The organism is Azonexus sp., assembly GCF_036170495.1.
In the GTDB taxonomy this organism is placed as follows: Bacteria; Pseudomonadota; Gammaproteobacteria; order Burkholderiales; family Rhodocyclaceae; genus Azonexus.
The window spans coordinates 1-22,787 of the sequence record NZ_JAVHPH010000392.1 but is presented as its reverse complement, the minus strand read 5'-3'; the positions used below and the strand labels follow the sequence as shown (position 1 = coordinate 22,787).

Here is a 22,787-nt window from a genome sequence, read left to right as displayed (position 1 = left end):
GTCGAACGCAGCGTGTACGCCAGGCAGAGACGCAGCGGGATGGCGGCGGCGGTGAACAAGTCGGTCAGTTCGCTGGTGCTGAGCGTTGCCGGCATGGCGCTGACCCGGCCGTTGCCCACTGCAAAAATGGGCGTTTCGAGCAGGGCCCGGCGAGCCGACTCAAGGGCGCTGATCGTCTCGTCATCAAGCGCGGTGCTCGACAGCACGAGAAAGTGAATGGCCGGGGCAGGGATGCCGTTCGGCATATCGCCGTCAGGCAAACGCGGCAGCGGCGTGCTGCGCACGCGGGTGTCTTCCTCGATGCGCCAGGGCCAGATGAAAAGGCCAGGGGTGTCGTCCGGCCGGCTGATGCGGACGGGCAGGGTGGCATGCTTGGCGATGACATCGCGCAAGGCAGTGAGGCGGGTGAAAAGGGGCATGGCGTTTTCCTCAACGTGCCGGGTGGCCGGCCAGGCTAGCACAGCTTGCCGGGCCGGGCTGTTTGAGGCTGAGCGGCAGGCCGGCGGCGACCAGCGTGACCTGCTCGCAAACGGCGGCAACGCGCTGGTTGAGGCGGCCCTGTTCGTCGGCGAAGAGCCGCGATACCGGATGCATCGGGACGATGCCCCAGCCGACTTCGTTGGAGACAAGAATGATGTGGCCGGGCAGTTGCGGCAGCAGGTCGATCAGGGCGGTGGTTTCGGCGCGCAACAGCGGGCAGTCGATCGCCTCGCCGGCTTCGGCCTGCGTCGCGGCCTGGCCGGCGAAGAGCAGGTTGGAGAGCCACAAGGTCAGGCAGTCGACCAGCACGCAGGTGTCCGGCGCTGCCAGTTCGCGCAGGCGGGCGGCGAGGTGCAGGGTTTCTTCGATGCACCCCCACTCGGCTGGCCGGCGTTCGCGGTGGTGGGCGACGCGGCGGGCCATTTCGCCGTCCAGCGCCTGGGCCGTGGCGAGGTAGACGACCTTTAAGCCGGATTCACGGGCGCGTTGTTCGGCCAAGAGGCTCTTGCCCGAGCGCGCGCCGCCGAGGATCAGTTCTTTCATGGGGATGCATTGTCGGCGAACGGGTCGGTATAATCCACCCCGATTCGACGAACGGAACCCGGTTTGAATCCGGGGCGGGCCCGCCGCTGTAATCGGGGACGGATGCTGCAACAGGCCACTGGTGAAAGCCGGGAAGGCGCAGCGCTCCGGCTGATCCGAAAGCCAGAAGACGTGTCGAATCCTCTTGGGAAGCCTGTGGACAGGGTTTCGCGGCAGCGTTCTGGCGAATTGGCCAGACATCGTCGCGAGGCCCTTTTTCTTTTTGGAGAATCGGATGCATTCGCTGGACTTTAAAATTACCGCCCCGGATCGGGCCATTGAAAATTCGCTCAAAAATCGGGTTGACCGTAAGACCAAGCCGCTCGGTGCGCTCGGCCTGCTCGAACGCACGGCCATCCAGATCGGCCTCATTGAGCAGACGCTCAGCCCGACGCTGAGCAACCCGCAGATGCTGGTTTTTGCCGGCGACCACGGGGCGGCCAAGGCCGGCGTCTCGGCCTACCCGCAGGACGTGACCTGGCAGATGGTTGAGAACTTTCTGGCCGGCGGCGCGGCGATCAATGTTTTCGCCCGCCAGAACGGCCTTGGTCTGAGCGTGGTCGACGCCGGCGTCGCCCATGATTTCGGCGACGGCCGGGCCGGGCTGATTGACGTCAAGATCGCGCCGGGTACCGCCAATTACATCGAGCAGCCGGCGATGAGCGCCGACCAGTGCGCCCAGGCCATCGCCCAGGGCGCCGGCATTGTCCGCGGGCTGGCGGCGACCGGCTGCAAGGTCGTCGGCTTCGGCGAAATGGGTATCGGCAACACCGCCGCCGCTTCGCTCATCACCCATTGCCTGACCGGTCTGCCGCTGGCTGACTGCATCGGTCGCGGCACCGGGCTCGACGATGCCGGGCTGGCGCGCAAACAGGCCCTGCTCGAAACGGCGCTTACCCGTTATCGCGCCGGCGGCGGCAACAATGATCCGCTGGCCGTGCTCGCTGAATTCGGCGGCTTCGAAATCGCCATGATGGTCGGCGCCATGCTCGGCGCAGCCGAAGCGAAGATGACCCTGCTCATCGACGGTTTCATCGTCGGCTCGGCGGCCCTGACGGCCACCCGGCTGGCTCCCGCGCTGGCCGAATACTGCGTCTTTTGCCACCGCTCGGCCGAAGCCGGCCACGCCGCGCAGTTGCGCGCACTCGGTGCTGAACCGCTGCTCGATCTCGGCCTGCGCCTCGGCGAAGGCACCGGCGCTGCGCTGGCGTTCCCGCTCGTTCAGGCTGCGGTCGCTTTCCTCAACGACATGGCCAGCTTCGAATCCGCCGGGGTTTCCGACAAGGCATGATCCGCCGCGAACTGGCCACCTTCTTCGCCGCCCTCGGCTACTTCACCCGCCTGCCGGTACCGCGCTGGGTCGGCTATTCGCCTGACGGGCTGGCCCGGGCGGCGCGCTACCTGCCGCTGATCGGGCTGCTCGTCGGCGGCGTCGGCGCGTTGGTTTTCTGGCTGGCCAGCCAAGTCTGGGCGCAGCCGGTGGCCGTCGTGCTCAGCATGGTGGCCACCATCGCCCTGACCGGCGCCTTCCACGAGGACGGGCTGGGCGACACTGCTGACGGTCTCGGCGGTGGCTGGGACAAGGCGAAAATCCTGGCGATCATGAAAGATTCGCGCGTCGGCAGCTACGGCGTGATTGCTGTCGTCCTCGCCCTGCTCGGCAAGTTCGCATTGCTGTCGACGCTGCCGGCCGGGCAGGTGGTGGCAGCGCTGATCGCCGGCCACGCCGTTTCCCGTTTCTGCGCTGTCAGCCTGATGGCGACGATGGACTACGCCCGCGACGGCGACACCAGCAAGGCACGTCCCGTCGCCGCCCGGCTTGGCCTTGGTCCGTTCCTCTTCGCGCTGGTTTTCGCCGGCCTGTCGCTACTGCTTCTCGTGCCCGAGCCGGCGCTGATTGCCGTCGCCCTCGCGGCGCTGGCCACCCTTTGGCTCGCCGCAAAATGCCGCCGCTGGCTTGGCGGCTACACCGGAGATTGCCTGGGGGCGGTTCAACAGGTTGGCGAAATCGCCTTCTACCTCGGCTTGGCCGCGCATTTTTAGCGCCGCTACAGGCAAAAACGGCACTCCCACGGTCAACCGGGTTTACTACGTGAAACGTAAAAATTGCCCAAAATTGAAAGGCAGCCGGTGGCTGTCCATCGGCCGATTTGCCGTTAAGCTTCCGGCATCGCACTAGCGTCCGAAATCATGGAAAAACCCCACGCACCCTCCACCGAAAAGAACCGCGAGCCGATTCTCGCCGTACTCTGCGAGGTCTTCGCCGACCGCCGGCAGGTTTTGGAAATCGGTAGCGGCACCGGCCAGCACGCGATCCATTTCTGCGCCCAGCTGCCGCATCTCAGCTGGCAGACCTCCGACCGCCCGGGTTTCCTGCCCGGCATCCGCGCCTGGCTAGCCGAAGCCGCCCTACCCAATGTTCTGCCTCCCTGCGAATTCGACGTCCTCGGCCCATGGCCGAACGGGCGCTACGACGCGGTGTACAGCGCCAATACGCTGCACATCATGTCCTGGGAGGCGGTAGAAGCCTTGTTCGCCGGCCTGCCAACCGTTCTGGCGCCGGGCGGACTGCTTTTAATCTACGGCCCCTTCATGTTCAATGGCCGCCACACCAGCGAGAGCAACGCCGCTTTTGACCAGTCGTTGCGCGAAAAGGCGCCGCATCAGGGTGTCCGCGATGCGACCGCCATCGACGCGCTGGCCCGGCAAAGCGGGCTGGAACTGATCGAGCAACGAGCCATGCCGTCGAACAATTTTGTCCTGCTCTGGCGTATGAGTGACGTGTGCGCCTCCACCTGATCCGCCACCCCAAACCCGAGATCGAGCAGGGCATTTGCTACGGTCGACTGGAAATTTCGGCCAAAATTGAAATGGCCGAAGTCGCCCGCCTGCGCGCTGAATTGCCGCCCGGCCTGCCGGTATGGAGCAGCCCGCTGCAACGTTGCCGGCAACTGGCTGTGCAGCTTCATCCGCAGCCGATCATCGATGGCCGCCTGGCCGAAATGAATTTTGGCGACTGGGAAGGTCGACCGTGGGACGACATTCCGCGCCACGAGCTTGACGCCTGGGCCGCCGACGTCGCCGGCTACGCGCCGCCCGGCGGCGAGTCGCCGGCCGCGCTGCAACAGCGGGCGCTGGACTTCGTGGCTGGGCTCGAGGTCTCGGAGGCGGTCATCGTCACCCACGCCGGGGTGATCCGCACCTTGCTCGCCCACTGGCAGAAGCTGCCGCCAGCGCGCTGGAGTGACCTGCAAATCGGCTTTTCGACGGTAACCAGCGTGTCCCTCGCGCGCGACGGCGCCGACCTGATCGGCCTGAATCGGTAGAATGTCGACTTTCGCCTTCGACGACCGCCACCTGTGACGCAAAACTCAAGCTCGGCCTATTCCAACAGCCAGATTTATCGCCGCCTGCTGACCTGGGTCCGGCCGCACTGGCGCGTTTTTGCCTTGGGCGTGCTCGGCATGGTGATGACTGCGGCGACCGAGCCGCTGTTCCCGGCACTCATGAAGCATCTGCTCGACAGCGGCTTCGTTGCCAAGGACGAGACCGACATCATCCTGATTCCGGCTGCGATGATCGGCATCTTCATCATCCGCGGCGTGTCCACCTACGCCAGCGGCTACTCGATGGCCTGGGTCGCCGCCAAGGTCGTGCTTGATCTGCGGCAAGCCATGTTCCGGCGCCTGCTCTGCCTGCCGACCAAGTTCTACGACGACCAGTCCACCGGTGCCCTGATCTCGAAGGTGGCCTACGACGTGACCAACGTCACGCAGGCCGCCACCGGCGTCCTGACCACGGTCATTCGCGACACCCTGACCATCCTCGGCCTGCTCGGCTTCCTGCTCTACCTCGACTGGAAACTGACGATGATCGCCCTGACCGTCGGCCCGGTCATCCTTGGTGTCATCAAGATCTTCAGCAAACGCCTGCGGGCGGCCAGTCGTTCCGGCTATTCGGCCATGGGCCTGATCACCCACATCCTCGAAGAAGCCGTCGGCGCGCACAAGGTCGTCAAGATTTTCGGTGGCGAGAAATACGAAGCCGCCCGCTTCGACGCGGCGACCAACGTCTACCGCCGTGCCACCATGCGCGAGGCCGCCGCCGCGGCGGCCACCGTGCCGCTGACCCAGGTTGCCGCCGCGACCTCGGTGGCCATCATCACCTACATCGCCCTGCGCCAGTCGGCCGGGCCGAATGGCACCACGGTCGGCGAGTTCCTCTCCTTCGTCACGGCCCTGCTCATGCTGCTCGCCCCGGTCAAGCGCCTGACCGACGTCAGCAATCCGCTGCAGCGCGGCCTGGCCGCCGCCGAAAGCGTCTTCCAGGTGCTCGACGAAATGCCGGAGGACGACACCGGCCGTGTTGAACTGCCGCGCGCCAGCGGCCACCTCAAGTTCGACCAGGTCAATTTCAGCTACCCGGGCACCAGCCGGCCGGCGCTCCTGGACATCAATCTCGAAATCATGCCGGGCCAGACGGTCGCGCTGGTCGGCGCCTCGGGCAGTGGCAAGACGACGATGGCGGCGCTGATTCCGCGCTTCTATCACCTGACCACCGGCGGCCTGCTGCTCGACGGCCACCACGTCGACGAACTCAAGCTCGAGAGCCTGCGCAACAACATCGCGCTGGTCAGTCAGGACGTCGTACTGTTCAACGACACCGTGCGCGCCAACATCGCCTACGGTTTCGCCGGCCAATCCACCGAAGCAGAAATCATCGCCGCCGCCAAGGCGGCCAACGCCTGGGAATTCATCGGCCAGATGGATAAGGGGCTGGACACCGAAGTCGGCGAAAACGGCGTCAAGCTCTCCGGCGGCCAGCGCCAACGCCTCGCCATCGCCCGCGCCTTCCTCAAAAACGCCCCGATCCTCATCCTCGACGAGGCCACCTCGGCCCTCGACACCGAATCCGAACGCCTGATCCAGGCCGCCCTCGACACCCTGATCGTCGGCCGCACCACCATCGTCATCGCCCACCGCCTATCGACCATCGAACGCGCTGATCTGATCGTCGTGCTCGATCAGGGGCGGATTGTCGAACGCGGTCGTCATGGCGAATTACTGGCGCAGGATGGCGTTTATGCCAAGTTGCAGCGTCTGCAGCGAGAATCGCTTACGGGCGAGTCGCTGATCGATAACGCAGGCGCTTGAGGAAAAAGAAAGGCGCCAGTAGCCAGGGGGCAGCCGCGTAGGTCAGGATGCGCAGGCGAAAGTCGGCTGGAAGCATGGTGTACTCGAGGCAGATACCGATTTTCCGGCCCAGGCCTTGGGTGGAAAACATGCTTTCGATGAACCGCTCTTTCTTGAGCTTCTCGTCCAGAACCGCCAGCGTGGCCGGGCTGGCGCCAAGTTCGCGGGCATTGTCCAGCATGCAGCGCAATTCAGCCTTGGTGCTGTTGATTTTCCGGGTCAGCCCCTTGATGACGGTGGCAGCATCCAGGGCTTTTCGCTTGCTGGTCAGGCCGCCGCGCCGGTAATTCACCAGCGGAACCGGCAGCGTGATGGCCGTTGCCAAACCAATCGCCCGGAAGGCCATCACCATGTCCTCTCCGACAACACCTTTGGGCATGCCGCCAAAACGGTCGAACAGCCGACGCGTCCAGGCCTGCGCCGCACCAATGACGTGGGGCGGCGAGCGGCTCCAGTCATCGAGCGATCGATATTTCTCGAGTTGGCCGATCCGGATCGTGCCCAGGATGTTGCCTGACTGATCCATATCGAACAGATAGGCGCCGATCAAATCGGGTTTGCGTTCGTGAGCCAGCCAGAACGCGACAACAGTGCTGACCCGCGCCGGAAGTGAAACGTCGTCGCCGCCGGCAATGAATATCAGTTCGCCGGTGGACTGCCTGACTGCCTGATCGATGTTGCCACCGATGCCGAGATTTTCCGGGTTGCACAACAGTTTGATGCGATGTGGTCCGGCATAGCCGGCAAGACAGGCCTTGACCTGCTCGACGGTGCCATCTTTTGAGGCGTCATCGGAGATGACTATTTCCAGGTTCGGGTAGTCCTGGGCCAGAGCGCCGGCGATTGCTTCGCCTATGGTGTCATGCTGGTTGTAGCAAAGCAGTAGCAGGGTGACCGGGGGCAGAGGGGGCGAACTCATTTTGACGAGGCGGCTGCCAGCAGTTCGAACAGGACATCGAAGTGCTGCTGCAGCGAATAGGGGTAGTTGATGTGTTGGCCGGGGTTGTCGAGAAGACTCAGTGTGCCGGAGTCCAGTCGTTCCAGTGCTTTTTGCAGGGCGGCACGCAGCGCCGGCAGATTGCGCTCGAAGCGCAGGCAGGCGTGGTCAGAGAGGACTTCGGCGGCGCCGACCGTCGTGGAAAAAATAGCCGGTGTTCCGCACAGGATGGCTTCAGGTCCGACTAGACCGAAGGCTTCGTAATGCGACGCGAGAATGACGGCATCGGCGGCGGCGTAAAGCGCAGGCATGTCGTCGCGAAAGCCGAGGTTGATGACATTGGGCGCATTCAGCGGTGTTTTTCCGGCCACCACGAGGCGAACCCGCGGGTCGAAACCCTCCAGTGCCTCGAGAATCAGGTCTGCTCCCTTGAGGGCGTGGTTATTGGACGGGAAGAGCAGCATCAAATCGCCGGAAGACAGGCCGAGCGACTGTCTCGTTTGTTCCCGGTTCGTTCGGGCGGTTAGGGAAAACTTGTCGGTATCCACCGGTGGGTAGAGGGTGACGATCTTGTCCGGATCGATTCCGTAGTGTTTGACGATTTCACCAGCAACCTTGACAGAGTGGGAAACGATGCGTTTTGCCTGCCGGTAGAGTGCGGTTTCCCGGGTAACGGTGGCCCGGTCAAAAAATCCGATCCTTTTTTTGCCACGATCAAGCAAATGGCCGAGGTGCGTTCCGCCGACAATGCACAAGTCAGGGCCAGGGGCCCGCGAAATGCCGATGGACGGCCTCTCGTTGCAGCACTTGCCATAGGCGCGCGACTCGAACAGATAGTTGTTCAGGCGGGAAAAAGGTGTCCTGTCGCGCATGACAACGAATTCGACCCCTTGCGGGGCGGTGCCTGGCCATTCGAGCTGGCGGGTAACGATGCGGCAGGGGATTTTTTGTTTTGCGGCATAAGAGATCAGGTCGAGTACGTGCCGCTCCATGCCGCCGCCGGATCGAATGGAGTGGAAAATCAGATTGAAGCCTGGCAACGGGGTCATGTCGATATGAGCAGTCGGTAAGCCTGCAGCCATGGTGGCGGCCGGGATGGGCTGGCGTCGGCGAAAATAGGCCGGAAAGTGTATCATCCGCCCACCCCAGAGAGCCGTCCGGTAGCCCCTACGAGTTTATGATCGCGTCCGTTTTTCCTCCGCCCAAGCGTGTTTTGGTGATTCGCTTGCAGAATCATGGCGATGTGCTGCTGACGACACCGATTTTCTCAGCCCTCAAGCAACAATTTCCCGGGGTGGAGGTTGATGCGCTGGTCTTTGCCGAAACGGTTCCCATGCTGGTCGCGAATCGGGATCTGACGAAGGTGTGGGCATTGCCGCGGGGCAAGCAGGTTGGCCGGGGGCTGCGTCGAATCAATGCATTCATTCAATTGATGCTGGGCATTCGTCGTCGCCACTACGACTGGGTCTTGCATCTCAACGACCAGTGGCCGGGAGCGCTTGCTGCCGCCGTCAGTGGCGCTTCGCTACGGTTCGGCTACGAGATGGAGAAGCGGAATTTCTGGCTGTGGCGAAAGATATTTCCGGTGCGTATCGTGCCGACTTTTGCCGGTCACATGGTCGAAAAAAACCTGGCTGTGCTGGAGGCGCTTGGCGTGCCTGTCGATCTCCTCCGCGCACCGTGCACCATGGCGTTTTCCGGGCAGGATGCCGAACTGGTAAGCAGGAAACTTGCCGAAGCGGGGGGGGCGGGACAGTATGTTCTGGTTCACCCGACTTCGCGATGGTTCTTCAAGTGCTGGGAAGATGATCGCTTTGCCGAAGTAATTTCGGCGCTTGCCGGTTCAGGTTGGCAGGTGGTGCTGACTTCAGCGCCAGATCAGCGCGAGGTGGATCTGGTCAATGGCTTGCTGCGTCGGGTGAATAACCCCAGCGTAGTGTCTTTGGCCGGCCAACTTACCCTGCCGCAACTGGCTGCAGCAATTTCCGGGGCGACATTGTTCATCGGTGTCGATTCCGTGCCCATGCATATGGCGGCGGCGCTTGGCGTGCCGCTCGTTGCCCTGTTCGGGCCGACCCATGTCCACATCTGGCGGCCCTGGAGTGATCGTGCCGAGGTGATTCATGCGGCAGACTACGGCCCCTTGATCGCTCCGAATGACGTAGACACATCGACATCCGAGCGTTATCTCTCGAATATTCCCGTGCAGCCCGTGTTGGACGCTGTGTGGCGGCAATTGGCGCGTTTCGCTGAGCAGAAGCAGGTGACTGATGTTGTCTGATCGTTCCTGGCTGGGAATTTGGCGCGTAGTAGCGCTGGGAATATTGCTTTGTTATCCGATCATGGTCGTCAAGTGGATCCCGTTTGGCGGCGGGGCGCGTTACTTGAATGTGCTGGCGGCGCCGGTCTGCCTGATATTGTTGTGGCAGGCACCGCGGGAAGAGATCCGGGGACTGTTGATGTCCGCAGTTCGCTGGGGAATGCCTTTTCTGCCCTTTGTCCTGATGTGGACTATTGCTCAGCTTTGGCACGGCTACGACCCGCTCGATCTGAATCCTCCGATGCGCCTGCTCTGGTGTGCGCTGCTGTTTCTCGGCGCTTGCCTGGCCGGGGTCAGCTATCGCCACCTTGCCATCGTTGCCGGGATTGGCGCGGTGGTTTATTGCGGCGTTGCCCTGGTGGAGGTTTATGGCCTTGGCAGAGCGCGCGCTTGGGGGGGGACCTATGAAAATCGATTCGGACAATTCTCGATCTGGGTTGCTTCGCTGTGTTTTCTTCACGTTTTTCTGGAAAAAGGGAAAGGCGAATCACGTTCGGTGAATACCCTGCTCTTGCTGGCCGGTGTTCTCGGCTGTATTTCCACGTGGCTCAGCGGCTCGCGCGGCGCCTTGCTGGCCTTGCTCGTCCTGATTGCGATTGCTTTTTTCCGCGCAACTAACCGTAGGCGAGGCTTGCTGCTTGCCATCGTGATGATCTCTGCCGTCCTTGCTTTCTGTCTTCTTTACGCTCCGATGTATCAGCGGCTTGAATTGACATTCGGAGAGGCAAAGGCCTATTTCAATGAGGCAGATTTCTCGCCCACGTCGATCGGTATTCGGCTTGAGTTGTACCGTATCACTTTCCTGACCTTGCTTGAGCACCCGGTGATCGGGCCAGGTTATACCTCGCTCAAGCAGTTGTATGAGACACATCCGGCTTTCGGTGTTGCTCGCCCCGAGATGCTCGAGATTCCCGGCTTTCACAACGACTGGTCGCAGACGATTGGCATTGGTGGTGGGCTGCTGTTGGTTTCACTCTTTGGCACCTGTCTCTGGATGGCTAAATCTGCAGTCAGGAACGTTTACCAACTGGCCTTTCTTGGATTCGCGGTCATATTCAGTTTCAGCGAAATATTCTTCACCAACAAATTGGGCTTGAGCTTGTTGATGGCAAGCTGGGCTCTCTATGCCGCTGCCGAGCAGAATCAAGAGCGAAGCGCATGAAAATACTCAAGAAATTTTTTTTCCGGCAGGCGGAAAGGCGGCTCAAGAAAGTTCCGGCCTTGTATCGGGGGCAGGCCAGATTCAAGCTGCACTATCCGGGAAAATATTCGTTCGGGGTCGGTAGCTATGGCTTGCCCAAGGTGCACGACTGGGACGAGGGCGCCACACTGCATGTTGGCGCGTATTGCTCGATCGCATTGAATGTCCAGATATTGCTTGGTGGCCATCACCACAGCGAATGGCTCACGACCTATCCGTTTTCCACCATGGTGCCCGGCGATATTCCGCCATGCAGTTTTAGCCGCGGCGATGTGGTGATTGGTAACGACGTCTGGCTCTGCTCGAATACCATTGTGCTTTCCGGAGTGACGATCGGCGATGGCGCGATTGTGTCGGCCGGTTCGGTCGTGACCAGGGATGTGGAGCCTTATTCGATCGTGGCGGGCAATCCCGCGCAACATGTGCGCTGGCGATTTGATCAGCCGACATGTGCCGCGCTGCTCGATACGGCTTGGTGGACCTGGCCAGCCGAGGAAGTATCGCGTCTCGCGCCGATGTTGTGTTCGGGGAATATCGACTCCTTGCTTGAATATGCCAAGCAGCGTAAATGCCATGAATGATTGATGGGCAAGCTACTGCCTGCGATTCTGGAAAGAACAAATACAAATGATCAGCACCGTTCCGTCAAAAATAACCGCCTACATCATCGCCTTCAATGAAGCGCAGAAAATTGCCGCGGCGGTGAATAGCGTCCTGTGGGCCGACGAAATCATCGTCGCCGATTCGGGTAGCACGGATGGCATGGTCGAGATTGCCGAGAGCCTTGGGGCGCGGGTCGTGCAGGTGCCGTTCAAGGGCTTTGGCGATCTGCGCAATCAGGCGATTGCCGCCTGTAGCCACGACTGGATATTCAGCCTCGATGCCGATGAACGGTGCACGCCGGAGGCGCGCGATGAGATCCTGCGCGTCATCGCCGATCCGGCCAGCCTCGACATGTATTTCATGCCGCGCCGTAACTTCTTCATGGGGCGGTGGATCAAGCATTCCGGCTGGTATCCGAACTACCGCCAGCCGCAGCTCTTCCGCAAAGACAAGATGAGCTACACGATGGAGCCGGTGCACGAGGGTTACGTGCCGCATAGCGACCGGCCTGTCGGGCATTTGCAGAATCCGATCTGGCAGGTGCCGTTCAAGAACCTGCATGAAGTTGTGCACAAGGCCAACCGCTATTCGACGCTCGGTGCCGAAAAACTCACCCTGCGCGGGCGCAAGGGCAGCATGGGCAAGGCGCTGACGCATGGCCTGTGGTCGTTCATCAAGCATTACATCTTCAAGCGCGGCTTTCTCGATGGCTGGCCGGGGTTCATCATCGCCTTCGGCAACTTCGAGGGGACTTTCTACCGCTATGCCAAGGGCTATGAGATGGACCAAGCCTGGAAGGTGCCGGAAACACCACCGCTGCACCGGCCCTGAGGTCTTATGCCGCCGCGCCTGATTTCAGTTGTCGTTACGACCTATAACCGGCCGGATGCGTTGCGGGCGGTACTGGCTTCGCTTGCCGCGCAAAACGACAAAGTGTTCGAAGTGCTGGTGGCCGACGACGGCTCACGGCAGGAGACGGCGGCGGCAGTGGCCGAGTCGGCCGTCAATTTTCCGGTCCCGCTGGTCCATCTGTGGCAGTCCGATGACGGGTTTCGTGCGGCTGCGGCGCGCAATCTGGCGGTCGCTGCAAGCCGGGGCGATTACCTCGTCTTCGTCGACGGCGACTGCGTGTTGCGCCCCGATTTTGTCGTCCGGCATCGTGCGCTGGCCGAGCCGGCTTGGTTCGTGGCCGGAAACCGGGTGTTGCTGTCCGAGAGTTTCACGAAAAAGGTGCTGCAGTCGCCGATGATTGAGCTGCACGGCGACAGCCGTCTGAGCTGGCTGGGGCGCCGGTTTTCCGGGGCGATCAATCGTTGGTTGCCTCTTTGCTTCGTGCCCGGTAGCACTTGGCGCAAGCGCCAGCCGCAGCGCTGGCAAGGGGCACGGACCTGCAACCTGGCGATGTGGCGCTCCGATTTCGATGCCATCAACGGTTTTGATGAGGCTTTCCAAGGTTGGGGGCACGAGGATGCCGACCTCGCCATTCGCCTGCTGCATGCCGGCGTGCAGCGCAAGGATGGGCGTTTCGCCACGGCGGTTTTGCATCTCTGGCATCGCGAAAACGACCGCAGCAATCTGGCCGAAAACGAGCGTCGGCTGGCCGAGATTCTGGCTGCCGACCGGCGCCGCGCCGAGGTCGGAATCGATACCTACAACCCCGAACGGGTCAACACCGCCACGATTCAGAAATTGGGCAAAATTTCCGGTTGACCGTAGGAATCAGTGCGCCGCTTCCCAGTTCGGCCCGACGCCAACTTCAACGACCAGCGGCACCTTGAGCTCGGCGACCTGACTCATCAATCGGGGCAGGTGGGTGCGGATTTCCATCAATTCGTCGTCGGGCACTTCGAGCAACAGCTCGTCGTGCACCTGCAGGACCAGCTTTGATTTCAGCCCCGATTTTTCCAGCCAGCCCTGCACGGCGATCATCGCCAGCTTGATCAGGTCGGCCGCCGTGCCTTGCATCGGCGCATTGATCGCGGCGCGCTCTGCCCCCTGGCGGCGGTTGCCGTTGCTTGAACGGATTTCGGGGAACCACAGGCGGCGGCCGAAGGCGGTTTCGACGTAGCCTTTTTGCCGCGCCGTTTCACGCGCCTCTTCCATGTAACGCGCGACGCCCGGGTAGCGAGCGAAGTAGCGGTCGATGTAGGTCTGGGCCGCGCTGCGTTCCAGCCCGAGCTGGCGGGCCAGGCCGAAGGCGCTCATGCCGTAGATCAGGCCGAAATTGATGCTCTTGGCGACGCGGCGCTGGTCCGGCCCGACTTCGAGCGGCGTGACGCCGAAGATTTCGCCGGCCGTCGCCCGGTGCACGTCCTCGCCGTGGGAGAAAGCGTGGAGCAGGCCTTCGTCGCCCGAGAGGTGGGCCATGATGCGCAGTTCGATCTGCGAATAGTCGGCCGAGACGATGCTGCTGCCCGGCGGGGCGATGAAGGCGGTGCGGATTTTCCGGCCTTCCTCGCTGCGCACCGGAATGTTCTGCAGGTTGGGGTCGGTCGAAGCAAGGCGCCCCGTGACAACGGAGGCCTGCGAGAAGTGAGTATGCACTCGCCCGGTCTGCGGATTGACCATGCGCGGCAGTTTGTCGGTGTAGGTGCCCTTGAGTTTGGACAGGCTGCGGTGTTCGAGCAGCAGCTTGGGCAGTGGGTAATCGAGGGCCAGTTCGGAGAGCACTTCTTCGTCGGTGGACGGGCCGCCGGACGGGGTTTTTTTCTTGACTGGCAGGCCGAGTTTTTCGAACAGGATGTCGGCCAGTTGCTTGGGCGAGGCGAGATTGAAAGGCTGGCCGGCCAGTTCGTAAGCCTGCGCTTCGAGGGCCATGATCTTCTGGCCCATTTCGTGGCTCTGGCGGGACAGCACGTTGGCGTCGATCAGGATACCGTTGCGCTCGATCTGCCAGATGACCTGGCGGGCCGGCATTTCGATCTCGTGGTAAATGCGCGACAAGCCGGGTTCGCCGGCGAATTGCGGGTGCAGCACGTTGTGCACGCGCAAGGTAACGTCGGAATCTTCCGCCGAGTAGGTGGCAGCGCGCTCGATGTCGACCTGGTCGAAGCTAATCTGCTTGGCGCCCTTGCCGCACAGGTCTTCGTAGGCGATGGTGGCGAGGCCGAGGTGGCGGGTGCATAGCTGGCCGAGGTCGTGGCCCTTGTCGGACTCGATGACGTAGCTTTGCAACATGGTGTCGTGCGCTATGCCGGCCAGCGTGATGCCGTGATTAGCGAAAACGTGCTGGTCGTATTTTGCGTTTTGCAGCACTTTTTTCCGGTTGACCGTGGAAAGCCAAGGTTTGAGCCTGGCCAGCACTTCGTCGCGCGGCAACTGCTCGGCGACGCCGGGGGCGGTGTGGGCGAGCGGGATGTAGCAAGCTTCGCCCGGTTTGACCGAGAGCGAAATGCCGACGATGCGCGCCGCGAAGGAGTCGAGGCTGGTTGTTTCGGTGTCGAGGGCGGTCAGTTCGGCCGCTTCGATTTTGGCCAGCCAGGCATCGAATTGAGGCCAGCTCAGGACGGTTTCGTAGGTGCGCGGCAGATCGGCTCCTCCCCCTTCAAGGGGGAGGCTGGGAGGGGGAGGGGTGGCGGTGCGGTCGGCTGACCCATCCCCACCCCGGCCCTCCCCTTGAAGGGGAGGGGGGGGAGCGTCCAGTTCGCCTAGCCATGTACGGAACTGGTAGCGGGTATAGAGCTCGCGCAGTGTGGCGACATCGGGCGGTGTTGCGTTCAGGGTGGCCGGTGCCGGCAGATTGGAGAGGTCGCAGGCGACGGTGACCAGTTTCTTGCCGAGCGGCAGAAAGCCGAGGTGATCGCGCAGATTCTGGCCGACGACGCCGCCGATTTCGTCGGCATGGGCGACGATTTCGTCGAGCGAGCCGTACTGGGCCAGCCACTTGAGCGCCGTCTTTGGTCCGCATTTGGCAACGCCGGGGACGCCATCGACGGTGTCGCCGACCAGCGCCAGATAATCGACGATCTTGTCCGGTGGCACGCCGAACTTGGCTTCGACGCCGGCTTCGTCGAGCAGCTCGTTGCTCATCGTGTTGTACCAGCGGACCAAGGGATTGACCAGTTGGGTCAGATCCTTGTCGCCGGTCGAAATCAGGGTATTTATCCCGTCGACCGTGGCATGGGTCGCCAGCGTGCCGATCACGTCGTCGGCTTCGACGCCATCGACCATCAGCAGCGGCCAGCCGGCGGCCTTGATGGCGGCGTGCAGCGGCTCAATCTGGCCGACCATTTCGGACGGCATCGGCGGGCGGTGCGCCTTGTATTCCGGGTACCAGTCGTCGCGGAAAGTCTTGCCCTTGGCATCGAAGACGACGGCCTTGTAGTCTGCCTTGTAGTCGCTCTCGAGACGACGTAGCATGTTCAGAACGCCGTAGATGGCGCCTGTCGGCTCGCCGGCCTTGTTGCGCAAGTCGGGCAGGGCATGGAAAGCGCGGTAAAGATAGGACGAACCGTCCACCAACAATAAAAGAGGCATAAATTGACCGAGAGCGACAAGCTGGTAATGGGCGTCGAGACCGAGGCCCTGCTGAAAAACGCGACGGCCCGCGAGTCCTGGCGGATTTTCGGCATTATGTCAGAGTTCGTCGAGGCAACTGAGCGTCTGGCCGCCATCAAGCCGGCCGTGACTCTGTTCGGTAGCGCCCGCGTCCGCCCGGATTCGCCGTATTACGCGCTGACCGAGCAGACCGCGCGCCTGCTCTCCGATTCGGGCTTCTCAGTCATTTCCGGCGGCGGCCCAGGGATCATGGAGGCGGCCAACAAGGGCGCTTTCTTCGGCAAATCGCCGTCGGTCGGCCTCAACATCCAGTTGCCGCACGAGCAGCAGAACAACCCCTACCAGGACATCTCGCAGACCTTCCGCCATTTCTTTGCCCGCAAATACATGTTCGTTCGTTTCGCCAGCGCCTACGTCGTGATGCCCGGCGGTTTCGGTACGCTCGACGAACTCATGGAGGCGCTGACCCTGATCCAGACCGGCAAAGCGCGCAAGATTCCGCTCATTCTCGTCTGCTCGGACTTCTGGGGCGGCATGATCAACTGGTTCAAGGACCGGCTGGTCGGCGAGGGTATGGTCGATGCCGAGGACATCGACCTCATCCAGCTCATCGACGAACCGGAAATGGTCGTCGAAGCCATTTTCAAGCACTACGAAGCGCGTCCTTTTGGCCCCTTGCCGAACGAACACGAGATGCTGCTCAACCTGTAAAATCAGGGCATTGTCACTGAGGATTCCACCATGCGCCGCCTTCTTTCCCTCCTGCTTCTAGCCGCTCTGCCTGCCTGGGCGCAGAAAGGCGATCTCCAGCCGCTGCCCGCCGTGCCGCCTCCGCCGCCGGGCATGGAAGCCTTCGACGAAGCGCTTGAGCCGCAAGTCACCATCGTCAAGCGCGAGACCGAAACCCGCGAGGAATTCCGCATGAAGGGCAAGCTCTACATGATCAAGGTCACCCCAGCGGTCGGCCCAGCCTACTACCTCGTCGATAACCAGGGCGACGGCCAGTTCGTCCAGGCCGACATTACCCATCCGGTGACCAAGCCGCCGATGTGGATCATCCATAGCTGGTAAATCTTGTCCGTCTATACCAAAGTCGGGCGCGATGAACTCGCCACCTGGCTGCAGCCACTCGGGCTGGGTGAGCTGATCGACTACGCCGGTATCGCCGCCGGCATGCAGAACTCCAACTATTTCGTGACGACGGCCAGTGGCCGCTTCGTGCTGACGTTGTTCGAGCGCATTGACACCGCCGCTCTCGATTTTTATCTGGCCCTGCAGGACAGGCTGGCACAGAGCGGGATTCCCTGCCCGCGGCCGCTAACTGCCGGCGATGGCCGCCGCTGGCGTTGGCTGGCCGGCAAACCCGCTGCCTTGCTGACCTGTTTGCCGGGTGCGGCGCTGGAGTCGCCGGACGCCGGGCAGTGTCGCGCCGTCGGCGACCTGCTGGCCCGCCTGCACGGCGCTGCGGCTGAGTTGCCGAATCCCTTGCCTAACCCGTGCGGCGCCGCCTGGCGGAAAGCCGTGGGCGAAGCCCTGCTGCCGCTGCTGGCACCGGACGAACGTGAATTGCTGGGCGATGAGCTCGCTTTTCAGGCGGCGCAGGATTATTCGGCGCTGCCGCGCGGCATCATCCACGCCGACCTGTTCCGCGACAACGTGTTGTGGGATGCCGACGGTCGACTGTCCGGCGTGCTCGATTTCTACTTTGCCGGCGAAGACGCGCTGCTCTTCGATCTGGCCGTCGTCGCCAACGACTGGTGTGCCGACGACGCAGCGCTCGCCGCGCTGATTGCCGGCTATGCCGCCCAACGCCCGCTGAACGCGGCGGAACGCGCCGCCTGGCCGGCCATGCGCCGCGCCGCTGCGCTGCGTTTCTGGCTGCTCCGGCTGGAAGTCAGGCACCAGCCGCGTCAGGGCGAAGTGGTAACGATCAAGAATCCCGACGACTTTCGCCACCGGCTGGCACGTTTTCGCCTTGCCCCGGAAGCGCTGCCCCGTTAGCATCCGCGCATGAGTGAAACTCCTGTTTTTCCAATGGCCCCGACCCGATTTACCGGCGCCAGCCGCGAAGTCGACCCCGGTGCCTGCTTCGACTGGCTGCGTCAGGGCTGGGCCATGTTTCTGGTCAATCCCGGGGTGTGGATTGGCAGTACCGTCCTGCTCCTCGTCATGCTCATGGCCATTTCCATCGTGCCGCTGTTCGGGCAGATTGCCGCGCATTTGCTGGTGCCGCTCTTCGGCGCCGGCATGATCAAACTTTGCAAGCGCCTGAATGATGGCGAAGAGCCCGAAATCGCTGACCTCTTCGCCGGTTTTCGCCACAACGCCGGGCAACTGGTCATGGTCGGCGTGTTTTTCGCCATGGGCATTTTCGGTATCGCCTTCCTGGCTTTCATGCTGGTCAGCGGCGGCATTCTCGGCGGTGGTATTACCGGCAAGGTCGCGGGTTTCGGCATTGCGCTGGGCAGCGTCATGCTGGCTGGCCTGCTCGTCATGGTGCTCTCGGTGCCGATCATCATGGCCACCTGGTTTGCCCCGGCGCTGGTCTTTTTCCACGACATGCCACCGCTCGATGCGATGAAAGCGAGCTTTGCCGCCGGCGCCAAGAATTTCCTGCCGATGGCCATCTTCGGTATTTTCCTTGTTGTCGCCCTGTTCTTTGCCATGCTGCCTGTCGGCATGGGCCTGCTCCTGCTCCTGCCGGTCGCTTCCGGGGCCGTTTTCGCCTCCTACCGCGACATTTTTGCGGGGAGTTGAGATGCGCGCCCAGACACTACCCTCCGCCGCTGGCTGGGGCTGGATTCTCACCGGTTTCGCCATATTCCGGCGCAATCCCATCGTTCTCGGCATGCTGGTCCTGACCTACTGGTTCACGGTGATTTTCCTCAACGTGCTGCCGTATATCGGGGCGTTGGCTGCCTCGCTGGTCATTCCCGGCCTGTCGGTCGGCCTTATGCAGGCGGCGCGCCAGGTCGAACGCGGTCAGCCGATCGGCGTCCAGACCCTGTTTGGCAGCATGAAGGAAAACGGCCGCACCCTGCTTGCCCTCGGCGCCCTCTACCTATGCTGCACGCTCGGCGTTCTCGGCCTGTCTACGCTGCTCGACGGCGGCGACATGTTCAAATTCATGATGGCCAACAGCCGGGCCGAACGGGCGGCGGTCGAAGACGCCGATTTCATCGCCCCGGCGTTATTCGTCATGGTCATGATGACGCCGGTCATGATGGCCTACTGGTTCGCTCCGGTGCTTGCCGGCTGGCATCGGCTGACCCTCGGCCGGGCCTTGTTCTTCAGCTTTGTCGCCTGCTGGATGAACTGGCGGGCTTTTCTCGTCTATGGCTTCGCACTCATGCTCGTCGCCGGCGTTTTTCCCGGCGTCCTCCTCGGGCTATTGCTGCTGATTTTCCCCGGCGCGGCGAGTTTCATTACCGCCGTCGTCACCATGCCGCTCGTGCTGGTCATCGCGCCGACCATCTTCGCCAGCTTTTACGCCTGTTATCGCGACATCTTCGGCATCTCCGAAATTGTCTGAGCCGCTTGGCCTCTTCGGAGGCACCTTCGATCCCGTGCATTTTGGTCACCTCCGGCTCGCCGAGGAGGCCATTGCCCACCTCGGTCTCGGGGGCGTGCGCTGGATTCCGGCTGGCCAGCCGCCGCACCGCGGCACGCCGCAAGTGACCGCGCAGCAACGGCTGGAGATGGTGCTACGGTCAACCGCAAATAATGCCCGATTTTCAATTGATGCCAGCGAGGTCGAAGCCGCGGCGCCGAGCTACACGGTGCATACGCTCGAGCGCCTGCGCTGCGAACTGGGTGCCGAGCAGTCGCTGGTTTTGCTCGTCGGCGCCGACGCTTTTGCCGGACTGGCGACCTGGCATCGCTGGCGCGACATTTTTGCCCTGGCCCATGTCGCCGTCTCGCACCGCCCCGGTTTTCCCGTCGAAGCGAGCAGCCTGCCGCCTGACTTGGCGAGCGAATTCAACGACCGTCGCCTGACCGATGTCGGCGGGCTCAAACGGTCTCCGGCCGGGGGAGTCGCCACTTTTGCCATGACCCAGCTCGCCATTTCGGCGACGCAGATTCGCAAGCTGCTGGCCAACGGCCTGTCGGCGCGCTATTTGCTGCCGGATGCCGTTCTCGACTATATTCGCCTCCACCAACTCTATAAAAGCACCTGATGGACATCCGAAAGCTGCAAAAAATCATCGTTTCCGCCCTTGAAGACATCAAGGGCAAGGACATCGAAGTCATCAACACCTCGAAACTGACGTCGATGTTCGACCGCATCGTTATCGCGACCGGCGACTCCAATCGCCAGGTCAAGTCGCTGGCCGCCAACGTCCAGGAAAAGGTCAAGGAAGCCGGCGCCGAGGTCATCTCGACCGAAGGCGAAGACGGCGGCGAATGGGTGCTGGTCGATCTCGGCGACATCGTCGTGCACGTCATGCAACCGAACGTGCGCGCCTACTACAACCTGGAAGAACTCTGGTCGGCCACCCCGGCCCAGCGGCGTAAGGCCGTGGAGCAGGCCCGGCCGGAATGAAACTGGCCGTACTCGCCGTCGGCCATCGTCAGCCCGGCTGGGTGAACGAAGGCTGCGCCGAGTACCTCAAACGCATGCCGCGCGAGCTGCCGGCCAGCGTCACTGAAATCAAGCCCGAACCGCGCGGTTCGAAAACCCGCGAACAATTGCTGGCCGCCGAAAAGGGCCGCATCCGCGACGCCCTGCCGGGCAGTTGCCGGATTGTCGTGCTCGACGAAAAGGGCGACGACCTGACCACGCTCAAGCTGGCCAAACGGCTTGAGGTGTGGATGCAGGACGGCCGCGACGTGGCGCTGCTGATCGGCGGCGCCGACGGGCTCGACGAGGAATTCAAGCAACAGGCCGACGACAAGCTGCGCCTGTCCAGCCTGACACTGCCGCATGGCATGGCGCGCCTGATTTTGTGCGAGCAGCTTTACCGCGCGGTCAGTGTCCTCAAAAACCATCCATACCACCGGGAGGGATGATGCGTTTGTACCTCGCTTCGCGCAGTCCGCGCCGCCGTGAGTTGCTGCACCAGATCGGCATCGACTTCGATACCGTTGTCTTCCGCGACGGTATGCGGGCCGATAGCGAAACCGATGAAACGCCGATTGCCGGCGAGTCGCCGGTCGATTATGTCGAGCGCGTGGCGCGCGCCAAGGCGATGCATGGCCTGACCATCGTCGAGGAGCGTCGCCTGCCGATGCGCCCGGTGCTGGCCGCCGACACGACCCTGGAACTCGATGGGCAAATCATCGGCAAGCCGGTCGACATGGCCGATGCCGCCGCCATCCTGCGCCGCCTGTCGGGGCGGACGCACCGCGTGCTGACCGGCGTGGCGATCAACCATCTGCGGCACACCGAATATCTGCTGTCGACCAGCGAGGTGACTTTTCGCGACCTCGACGACGAGGAAATCCGCCACTACGTGATCAGCGGCGAGCCGATGGACAAGGCCGGGGCCTATGGTATCCAGGGCCGGGCCGGACTGTTCGTCGCCCACCTCGCCGGCAGCTACACCGGCGTCATGGGCCTGCCCGTCTGCGAAACGGGCGAACTGCTCAAAAAACTGGGTTTCCGGCCGCTTTAAGGGTGGCCACGGCGCCAACCAGGCCAGCGGGCAAGGCCAGTTGCTGAACGCAGCAGGGTGACAGCCACGCTTCCAGCGCCACACTCCATTCTTGCAGCGCCAGACCCCGGCATTTGAGGCGAGCTTCGTGTTCCGTCCACATCTGGGCGAACCTGGCTATTTGCTCCGGATCGGGTAGCTGGGCGATTTGCCCGGCGTTTTCGGGGCCGAGATAATCCATCGCCAACTGCGGAATTTCTGTCTGCCAGTCCGGGCTGTCCGGAATTCTGAGCAGGTCGACGCCGACCGGGCCGCTGCGGTGAACAGCCAGCAGTGAGAGCCCGCTTTCATGGCTGACCGAAATCCATGGTGAGTTGCCCTGCCCGGCCTGGCCTATCGGCTGGCCGGGGATCGAGATCAGTTCAACATCGCCGAGTATTTCGCGGAGCACGCTGCGGACCCGCTGGCGCGCCGATTCACGAATGGGCGTATTTTTCGTGTCGACCGTAACCATCAGCAGGTCTTGCGCTGTGTCGACCGTCGCCGGCCAGTGCCGGGCTTCCGGTGGCCGGGCGATCATTTCAACGGCTGGCTGGTGCCGCCGGGCAGCCATGCCAGCGCGACCCGGCCGGCAGGCTTTCGCCCTTCATGACCAGCGATAGCGGGCCGAGATGGACGTTATCGCCGACCACAGCGCCATAGAGAACGGTTGTTCGCGGCCCGACGTAAACCCGCCGGCCGATGTTGACCACGTCGATTTTCATGACGCGGTCTTCAAACAGATGGGTTTGCGGGCAGGCCAGGCCGTTGAGTTCGCTGTAGTCGCCAATCCGGATGCAATCGAACTCGGTGACGTCGGTGGTGTCGAGATAGACCCCGCGCCCAATGCGGCAGCCCAGCAAATTGAGGACAATCGGCAGCCATGGCGTGCCCCGCAGGTAGTTCATCTGGTTGGGTACGGCCATGCCGACATAGAGGCTGGTGATGGCTTCGGACGTCCAGACGAAGGGCGTCCACATCGGCACCGAGTGTTTCTGGTAGCGCCAGATGCATAGCCATTTGAGGATGCCGACAAAGACAATGGTGCTCAGGCCGAAAAGAACGCCGGCGATGGTCAACGCGCCAAATGCCTGGCGCCAATGCCCGGCTTCGGCCAGTCCGATGACGTTGAGAATGACGGTGTAGCCGACGGCGATGACCAGGGCGTGGGGAGAAATGATGCGAAAGGCTTCAACCAGGGCGCGGCCGAGGCGGCGCCGTTGCGAAGGGCGAAAAGTCAGTGTTTCCGGGTAGCCTGCGGTTTGCTCGCGGGCAGGAAGGTTGATCGGCGGCGAGCCGAGCCAGGTGTCGCCCGGCTGCATGCGGTCATTGGCCGGGGCGC

Annotated in this window: 25 protein-coding genes, 1 pseudogene and 1 riboswitch; of the genes and pseudogenes, 19 read left to right on the top strand and 7 right to left on the bottom strand. The window is 62.6% G+C overall.

The genetic code is table 11. The features are described from left to right. Both ADADOO_RS14490 and cobU read right to left on the bottom strand, forming a co-directional pair. Positions 1–419: Pvc16 family protein (locus ADADOO_RS14490; protein ID WP_511278213.1), on the bottom strand; the 419-nt coding region annotated here is incomplete at its 3' end. Positions 420–429: 10 nt separating this feature from the next. After that, positions 430–1,023, bottom strand: a complete 594-nt coding sequence (cobU, locus tag ADADOO_RS14485; RefSeq protein WP_511278212.1) for a bifunctional adenosylcobinamide kinase/adenosylcobinamide-phosphate guanylyltransferase — start codon at positions 1,021–1,023, stop codon at positions 430–432. Between the two features lie 28 nt (positions 1,024–1,051). Beyond that, a riboswitch (cobalamin riboswitch) is annotated at positions 1,052–1,216 on the top strand. 90 nt (positions 1,217–1,306) lie between these two features. On the opposite strand from cobU, the gene cobT reads away from it, so the two are divergent. From cobT to msbA, 5 genes are all read left to right on the top strand, one after another. After that, the gene (gene cobT / locus ADADOO_RS14480; protein WP_511278225.1) at positions 1,307–2,353 is read left to right on the top strand and encodes a nicotinate-nucleotide--dimethylbenzimidazole phosphoribosyltransferase; all 1,047 of its coding nucleotides are present in this window, start codon (positions 1,307–1,309) and stop codon (positions 2,351–2,353) included. Beyond that, the gene (locus tag ADADOO_RS14475; RefSeq protein WP_511278211.1) at positions 2,350–3,105 is read left to right on the top strand and encodes an adenosylcobinamide-GDP ribazoletransferase; all 756 of its coding nucleotides are present in this window, start codon (positions 2,350–2,352) and stop codon (positions 3,103–3,105) included. Before cobT ends, ADADOO_RS14475 begins: the two co-directional genes overlap by 4 nt. A 147-nt stretch (positions 3,106–3,252) precedes the next feature. Then, positions 3,253–3,861 carry a DUF938 domain-containing protein gene (locus ADADOO_RS14470; RefSeq protein WP_511278210.1) on the top strand — a complete coding sequence of 203 codons (609 nt, stop codon included), beginning with the start codon at positions 3,253–3,255 and terminating at the stop codon, positions 3,859–3,861. Further along, positions 3,846–4,388 carry an alpha-ribazole phosphatase family protein gene (gene cobC / locus ADADOO_RS14465; RefSeq protein ID WP_511278209.1) on the top strand — a complete coding sequence of 181 codons (543 nt, stop codon included), beginning with the start codon at positions 3,846–3,848 and terminating at the stop codon, positions 4,386–4,388. The genes ADADOO_RS14470 and cobC overlap by 16 nt, the downstream gene beginning before the upstream one ends. 33 nt (positions 4,389–4,421) lie before the next feature. Beyond that, positions 4,422–6,215 carry a lipid A export permease/ATP-binding protein MsbA gene (gene msbA, locus ADADOO_RS14460; protein ID WP_511278208.1) on the top strand — a complete coding sequence of 598 codons (1,794 nt, stop codon included), beginning with the start codon at positions 4,422–4,424 and terminating at the stop codon, positions 6,213–6,215. Here msbA and ADADOO_RS14455 read toward each other — a convergent pair. Together ADADOO_RS14455 and ADADOO_RS14450 are read right to left on the bottom strand one after the other, a co-directional pair. Beyond that, positions 6,178–7,173 (bottom strand): glycosyltransferase family 2 protein, encoded by a 996-nt coding sequence (locus tag ADADOO_RS14455; protein WP_511278207.1) that lies wholly within the window; start codon positions 7,171–7,173, stop codon positions 6,178–6,180. The two genes, msbA and ADADOO_RS14455, sit on opposite strands and share 38 nt — an antisense overlap. After that, entirely contained in the window at positions 7,170–8,240 is a 1,071-nt protein-coding gene (locus ADADOO_RS14450) for a glycosyltransferase family 4 protein (protein WP_511278206.1), read from the bottom strand. The genes ADADOO_RS14455 and ADADOO_RS14450 overlap by 4 nt, the downstream gene beginning before the upstream one ends. 128 nt (positions 8,241–8,368) lie before the next feature. On the opposite strand from ADADOO_RS14450, the gene rfaQ reads away from it, so the two are divergent. Genes rfaQ through ADADOO_RS14425 form a run of 5 tightly spaced genes read left to right on the top strand, consistent with a single transcriptional unit; the run spans position 8,369 to position 13,025 of the window. Further along, positions 8,369–9,472 carry a putative lipopolysaccharide heptosyltransferase III gene (gene rfaQ, locus ADADOO_RS14445; RefSeq protein ID WP_511278205.1) on the top strand — a complete coding sequence of 368 codons (1,104 nt, stop codon included), beginning with the start codon at positions 8,369–8,371 and terminating at the stop codon, positions 9,470–9,472. Then, positions 9,465–10,673, top strand: coding sequence for an O-antigen ligase family protein (locus ADADOO_RS14440; RefSeq protein WP_511278204.1), 1,209 nt, complete (start codon positions 9,465–9,467; stop codon positions 10,671–10,673). The genes rfaQ and ADADOO_RS14440 overlap by 8 nt, the downstream gene beginning before the upstream one ends. Continuing rightward, positions 10,670–11,293 carry a CatB-related O-acetyltransferase gene (locus ADADOO_RS14435; RefSeq protein ID WP_511278203.1) on the top strand — a complete coding sequence of 208 codons (624 nt, stop codon included), beginning with the start codon at positions 10,670–10,672 and terminating at the stop codon, positions 11,291–11,293. Before ADADOO_RS14440 ends, ADADOO_RS14435 begins: the two co-directional genes overlap by 4 nt. 46 nt (positions 11,294–11,339) lie before the next feature. Then, positions 11,340–12,146: a glycosyltransferase family 2 protein gene (locus tag ADADOO_RS14430; RefSeq protein ID WP_511278202.1), complete on the top strand. Its 807-nt coding sequence runs from the start codon at positions 11,340–11,342 to the stop codon at positions 12,144–12,146. A gap of 6 nt (positions 12,147–12,152) precedes the next feature. Then, positions 12,153–13,025, top strand: coding sequence for a glycosyltransferase family 2 protein (locus ADADOO_RS14425; RefSeq protein ID WP_511278201.1), 873 nt, complete (start codon positions 12,153–12,155; stop codon positions 13,023–13,025). A gap of 9 nt (positions 13,026–13,034) precedes the next feature. Here ADADOO_RS14425 and polA read toward each other — a convergent pair whose 3' ends face one another. Next, positions 13,035–15,791, bottom strand: coding sequence for a DNA polymerase I (polA, locus tag ADADOO_RS14420; RefSeq protein WP_511278200.1), 2,757 nt, complete (start codon positions 15,789–15,791; stop codon positions 13,035–13,037). 3 nt (positions 15,792–15,794) lie between these two features. On the opposite strand from polA, the gene ADADOO_RS14415 reads away from it, so the two are divergent. Genes ADADOO_RS14415 through ADADOO_RS14375 form a run of 9 tightly spaced genes read left to right on the top strand, consistent with a single transcriptional unit; the run spans position 15,795 to position 21,427 of the window. Beyond that, a complete protein-coding gene (locus tag ADADOO_RS14415) occupies positions 15,795–16,523 on the top strand; it encodes an LOG family protein (RefSeq protein ID WP_511278199.1) in 729 nt (242 codons plus the stop codon). Positions 16,524–16,553: 30 nt separating this feature from the next. Beyond that, positions 16,554–16,883, top strand: coding sequence for a DUF2782 domain-containing protein (locus ADADOO_RS14410; RefSeq protein WP_511278198.1), 330 nt, complete (start codon positions 16,554–16,556; stop codon positions 16,881–16,883). Between the two features lie 3 nt (positions 16,884–16,886). Then, on the top strand, positions 16,887–17,813 hold the full coding sequence (locus ADADOO_RS14405; RefSeq protein ID WP_511278197.1) for a homoserine kinase: 927 nt from the start codon (positions 16,887–16,889) through the stop codon (positions 17,811–17,813). A 9-nt stretch (positions 17,814–17,822) separates the two neighbouring features. Beyond that, complete coding sequence (locus tag ADADOO_RS14400; RefSeq protein ID WP_511278196.1) at positions 17,823–18,569, top strand: BPSS1780 family membrane protein; 747 nt, start codon at positions 17,823–17,825, stop codon at positions 18,567–18,569. A gap of 1 nt (position 18,570) precedes the next feature. Next, positions 18,571–19,344 (top strand): BPSS1780 family membrane protein, encoded by a 774-nt coding sequence (locus tag ADADOO_RS14395; protein ID WP_511278195.1) that lies wholly within the window; start codon positions 18,571–18,573, stop codon positions 19,342–19,344. Then, positions 19,337–19,990, top strand: a complete 654-nt coding sequence (gene nadD, locus ADADOO_RS14390) for a nicotinate-nucleotide adenylyltransferase (protein ID WP_511278194.1) — start codon at positions 19,337–19,339, stop codon at positions 19,988–19,990. Before ADADOO_RS14395 ends, nadD begins: the two co-directional genes overlap by 8 nt. Further along, positions 19,990–20,355 carry a ribosome silencing factor gene (rsfS, locus tag ADADOO_RS14385; RefSeq protein WP_511278193.1) on the top strand — a complete coding sequence of 122 codons (366 nt, stop codon included), beginning with the start codon at positions 19,990–19,992 and terminating at the stop codon, positions 20,353–20,355. Before nadD ends, rsfS begins: the two co-directional genes overlap by 1 nt. Continuing rightward, complete coding sequence (gene rlmH, locus ADADOO_RS14380) at positions 20,352–20,822, top strand: 23S rRNA (pseudouridine(1915)-N(3))-methyltransferase RlmH (protein ID WP_511278192.1); 471 nt, start codon at positions 20,352–20,354, stop codon at positions 20,820–20,822. The genes rsfS and rlmH overlap by 4 nt, the downstream gene beginning before the upstream one ends. Continuing rightward, a complete protein-coding gene (locus tag ADADOO_RS14375; RefSeq protein WP_511278191.1) occupies positions 20,822–21,427 on the top strand; it encodes a Maf family protein in 606 nt (201 codons plus the stop codon). The genes rlmH and ADADOO_RS14375 overlap by 1 nt, the downstream gene beginning before the upstream one ends. On the opposite strand, the gene ADADOO_RS14370 is transcribed toward ADADOO_RS14375, so the two are convergent. Beyond that, the gene (locus ADADOO_RS14370; RefSeq protein WP_511278190.1) at positions 21,399–21,986 is read right to left on the bottom strand and encodes a 4'-phosphopantetheinyl transferase family protein; all 588 of its coding nucleotides are present in this window, start codon (positions 21,984–21,986) and stop codon (positions 21,399–21,401) included. The genes ADADOO_RS14375 and ADADOO_RS14370 overlap by 29 nt on opposite strands. A 1-nt stretch (position 21,987) precedes the next feature. Continuing rightward, positions 21,988–22,787, bottom strand: a pseudogene (locus tag ADADOO_RS14365) (peptide synthetase); the annotation flags it as partial.

Excerpts from the sequence above, each read along its gene's own strand:
- cobU (WP_511278212.1), bottom strand. The coding sequence starts at position 1,023 with ATGAAAGAACTGATCCTCGGCGGCGCGCGCTCGGGCAAGAGCCTCTTG.
- ADADOO_RS14395 (WP_511278195.1), top strand. The coding sequence starts at position 18,571 with ATGCGCGCCCAGACACTACCCTCCGCCGCTGGCTGGGGCTGGATTCTC.
- ADADOO_RS14400 (WP_511278196.1), top strand. The coding sequence starts at position 17,823 with ATGAGTGAAACTCCTGTTTTTCCAATGGCCCCGACCCGATTTACCGGC.
- ADADOO_RS14470 (WP_511278210.1), top strand. The coding sequence starts at position 3,253 with ATGGAAAAACCCCACGCACCCTCCACCGAAAAGAACCGCGAGCCGATT.
- polA (WP_511278200.1), bottom strand. The coding sequence starts at position 15,791 with ATGCCTCTTTTATTGTTGGTGGACGGTTCGTCCTATCTTTACCGCGCT.
- ADADOO_RS14375 (WP_511278191.1), top strand. The coding sequence starts at position 20,822 with ATGCGTTTGTACCTCGCTTCGCGCAGTCCGCGCCGCCGTGAGTTGCTG.
- ADADOO_RS14425 (WP_511278201.1), top strand. The coding sequence starts at position 12,153 with ATGCCGCCGCGCCTGATTTCAGTTGTCGTTACGACCTATAACCGGCCG.
- ADADOO_RS14430 (WP_511278202.1), top strand. The coding sequence starts at position 11,340 with ATGATCAGCACCGTTCCGTCAAAAATAACCGCCTACATCATCGCCTTC.
- ADADOO_RS14410 (WP_511278198.1), top strand. The coding sequence starts at position 16,554 with ATGCGCCGCCTTCTTTCCCTCCTGCTTCTAGCCGCTCTGCCTGCCTGG.
- ADADOO_RS14370 (WP_511278190.1), bottom strand. The coding sequence starts at position 21,986 with ATGATCGCCCGGCCACCGGAAGCCCGGCACTGGCCGGCGACGGTCGAC.
- ADADOO_RS14475 (WP_511278211.1), top strand. The coding sequence starts at position 2,350 with ATGATCCGCCGCGAACTGGCCACCTTCTTCGCCGCCCTCGGCTACTTC.
- ADADOO_RS14455 (WP_511278207.1), bottom strand. The coding sequence starts at position 7,173 with ATGAGTTCGCCCCCTCTGCCCCCGGTCACCCTGCTACTGCTTTGCTAC.
- rsfS (WP_511278193.1), top strand. The coding sequence starts at position 19,990 with ATGGACATCCGAAAGCTGCAAAAAATCATCGTTTCCGCCCTTGAAGAC.
- ADADOO_RS14450 (WP_511278206.1), bottom strand. The coding sequence starts at position 8,240 with ATGACCCCGTTGCCAGGCTTCAATCTGATTTTCCACTCCATTCGATCC.
- ADADOO_RS14435 (WP_511278203.1), top strand. The coding sequence starts at position 10,670 with ATGAAAATACTCAAGAAATTTTTTTTCCGGCAGGCGGAAAGGCGGCTC.
- rlmH (WP_511278192.1), top strand. The coding sequence starts at position 20,352 with ATGAAACTGGCCGTACTCGCCGTCGGCCATCGTCAGCCCGGCTGGGTG.
- rfaQ (WP_511278205.1), top strand. The coding sequence starts at position 8,369 with ATGATCGCGTCCGTTTTTCCTCCGCCCAAGCGTGTTTTGGTGATTCGC.